The sequence below is a fragment of the Candidatus Synechococcus spongiarum SH4 genome (assembly GCF_000586015.1).
Lineage (GTDB): Bacteria > Cyanobacteriota > Cyanobacteriia > PCC-6307 > Cyanobiaceae > Synechococcus_B > Synechococcus_B spongiarum_F.
Genome location: NZ_JENA01000209.1, coordinates 1 through 2,872, shown reverse-complemented (window position 1 = coordinate 2,872; position 2,872 = coordinate 1). Strand labels below are relative to the sequence as shown.

The following is a 2,872-nucleotide window of genomic DNA, read 5'->3' as shown; positions in this document are numbered from 1 at the left end:
CTGGCGACGCACGATCTGGGTCACCGTGACCCCCAGCCCCTGAAGGATGCAGGCGAATTCACAGGCAATGTAGCCGCCGCCAACGATGACTATGGAACCGGGAAAGCGCTCCAGAAGAAAAAGATCGTCACTCACCAGGGCCAGATCGGCCCCGGGCAGGTGGGGACGCACCGGCTGTCCACCCACCGCAATCAGGATGGTCTCGCCCCGGAGCACCTGCTCCCCCACCTGCAGGCGCCGGTCATCCATGAACCGGCCCCAACCCCGCGCCAGCGCCACGCCGGCCCTATCCAGGGCCGCTTCATGGATGCCGTTGAGCCGGTCCACCTCCCGGCGCACGTGGTCCAGCAGCACGTGGGTTTGGGGCGCCACAGGGGGCACGGGCCAGCCGTAGCTGGGGGCATCCGCCAGTTGCTCCCCCACAGCCGAGCCGTAGACCAGCAGCTTCTTGGGCACACAGCCCCGGATCACACAGGCGCCCCCCACCCGACTGCCTTCCACAATGGCCACGGAGGCTCCATGGGAAGCAGCCCGTTTTGCGGCAGCCAGGCCGCCGGAGCCGGCCCCCACCACCACCAGGTCAAAGCGTTGCTCGTCGGGATGGACCATTGCATCGTTGCGCCACTGGTTCTATTCTTCCTGCTCGTCGGGGCGCTGCCGCCAGAGGCTTGATCTCCGGTTCAAAACTTTTCCCGTCATTGGGGCAAGGGCAAGGGTGTGGTTGGCCGGGCTGTTCCATAAATTGGCTGCCGGGGTAGCCCTGGAAGCACGGGAGGGGAGCGGTGGCCTTGTTCCCGTTCGTTGGTAGACTGTATGGACTGGGCAAGGTGCTGTTTGAGATATCAAGGAGCATCTGGCGGAAGAAGGGCTGGCGCTGAGGGAAGGAACGATCATGGATGCCAGCAGCATCGGGTCGCCTTCATCGAGGAAGCACCGGGAAAGAGAAGGTGATCCTGAGATGAAGCACACCAAGAAGGGGAACCAGTGGCGCTACAGCATGAAGCTGCATATTGGCGTGGATGATCAAACAGGCGTGGCCCATCGTGTGGTGACGACGGCTGCCAAGATGCAACCTGGCGCCGTCAGAGGAGGTGCTGCACGGAGAAGAAGAACGTGTCTGGGGAGCTGACTGGCGTAGCCCGCCTATGGTCATGCCCAATCCTGTATGGCCCCCTTTTGCAGGCCAATTCAGAGGTTCCACAGCCTCCTGCTGCGGTGAATGTTATTGTTATGAGCGGGCTGATTCCCATCAGGGTGGTGTAAGCCTCTACCCGCTCCACCACCCGTGTATCACTTGGCGGCTCAATTATTGCCCCCTCTCCACAAGGACGCCGTGGCAATTTGGCGAGGAGCCTCCTCAACCCCGGTTCCGGCTCAGGGAAGCAGGGGAAATAGCGCCTTCCCGGCGGGGAACGGTTATGCCCGTTCTGCATCCCATGGCTTCCCCTCAGAAGGGGAGGGAGAAGTTGAGCTTGAGGGAATGATCCACGGGGGTATCTGTGGTGGTATTTTCTTCCCGTTCTCCTTGGAGGGAGAGTTGCCAGGGTGGTGTCTGGCTGTGCTGGGAGTGGGGCGCCAGGGACCAGCGGAGGGAGGTGGTGCTGGTGGTGGGGGAGAGCGCCACTGCCACCCCTGGTGTCATGGTGAGGCGGTTGTTGTGGACGGGGAAGCCGTAGGCGAAGTCGGCTTTGACCTGGTGGCTGTTGCCGGGTGATGTGTCGGAGTGCTGGATGGCGGTGGGATCAAGGAGGGCATGGATACCGGATGCCGTTGGCGCACCCATGGTGTGACCCAGGGCGAGGGAGGGTCCGCGATCAGTGGGGGGAGGGGTCCCAGGAGAAGGAGAGGGCGAGGCCCTGCTGGCGGAACTCCTTTTCCACGTGGGTCACCAGGGAGCGGCCCTTGACTTGGGCGCTGATACCCCGTTGTGGATCGTTCCATGCCAGAGCTGCGCCCACTTCGAGACCGAGGCCTGATTCTGCATCACCGCCGTCATGGCGAACACCCACCTCCAGCGAGGGGAGGAGGGCAGCGCCATTGGCCAGGGGAACAGGGCGGACGGCCTCCAACCCCATCCGCAGCCGGGAGACGCTGCCCTCTGAACCTGCCAACCCATCCACCTGCTCGGTAGTGGTCTTGAGGCCCAACAGGTCGGTGGTGGTGGAGAGGCTCAGCCCCTCGGCGCCGCCATCCAGCAGCAAGCCATCCAGCCCCACGGTACCCATCACCATGGTGCTGCCGGGGCGGTACTCCCTCTCGGCGCCATCGGGTGTGAGGGAGAGTTGTCCCCAGCCGTACCCGGCCACGGCCCAGATGCCCAGCCGGGGGGAGAGGACATAACGGCCATAGGGGAACAGGCCGGTCATGGTGGCGCTGAGGGCTGCGTCGTTACCGTCCTCTCCCTCGTAGGAGCCGTTGCCCCAGGAGTGGGAGAGGGCCGCCCCGGCCTGCCACTGCTGTGTGCGCCAGTCCGCGCCAAGCAGGGCGGTGCTCACCTCCCCGTCCAGGGAGAGGGTGTCTTCCTGTCCACGGAAGGAGGAGAGCGCCCCTTGCCCCCAGAGGGAGAGCCGGGGCCCTCCTTCAACTGCTCCGCCTTCCCCCTCTGCTGCATCTTCCCCTGCCCCGTCCTCTGCTTGTGATGGGGAGAAGGAGAAGGAAGAACCCGCCACCACCTGCCCGGTGGTGACGGCCTTGAAGCCCAACAGCTTGGCCAATGCCCCTTCGTTGTCTTCCAGCGGCGTAGCCGTGAGGTCTTCCCCCGCCACGACGGCCTGGAGTCCCGGCGGGGGAGGGGCGGCACTGAAGCGCTCCTGCACCGCATCCACCACCTGCTGCGCCACCGTGCGGCCAAAACGCACCTGCCAGCCCCTGG

General features: G+C 64.9%; 4 protein-coding genes. 1 reads left to right on the top strand and 3 read right to left on the bottom strand.

All coding sequences use genetic code 11. The features are described 5' to 3' along the window. Positions 1 to 609 (bottom strand): FAD-dependent oxidoreductase (locus BG35_RS0108525; RefSeq protein WP_025782491.1); only part of this gene is annotated, 609 nt, incomplete at its 3' end. 232 nt (positions 610 to 841) lie between these two features. On the opposite strand from BG35_RS0108525, the gene BG35_RS14210 reads away from it, so the two are divergent. Then, complete coding sequence (locus BG35_RS14210; RefSeq protein ID WP_373276979.1) at positions 842 to 1,129, top strand: transposase; 288 nt, start codon at positions 842 to 844, stop codon at positions 1,127 to 1,129. 318 nt (positions 1,130 to 1,447) lie between these two features. Here BG35_RS14210 and BG35_RS0108520 read toward each other — a convergent pair whose 3' ends face one another. Beyond that, positions 1,448 to 1,783: a hypothetical protein gene (locus tag BG35_RS0108520; RefSeq protein WP_025782490.1), complete on the bottom strand. Its 336-nt coding sequence runs from the start codon at positions 1,781 to 1,783 to the stop codon at positions 1,448 to 1,450. A 31-nt stretch (positions 1,784 to 1,814) separates the two neighbouring features. Continuing rightward, on the bottom strand, positions 1,815 to 2,872 hold a 1,058-nt coding region (locus BG35_RS13185; protein ID WP_034418080.1), incomplete at its 5' end, for a hypothetical protein.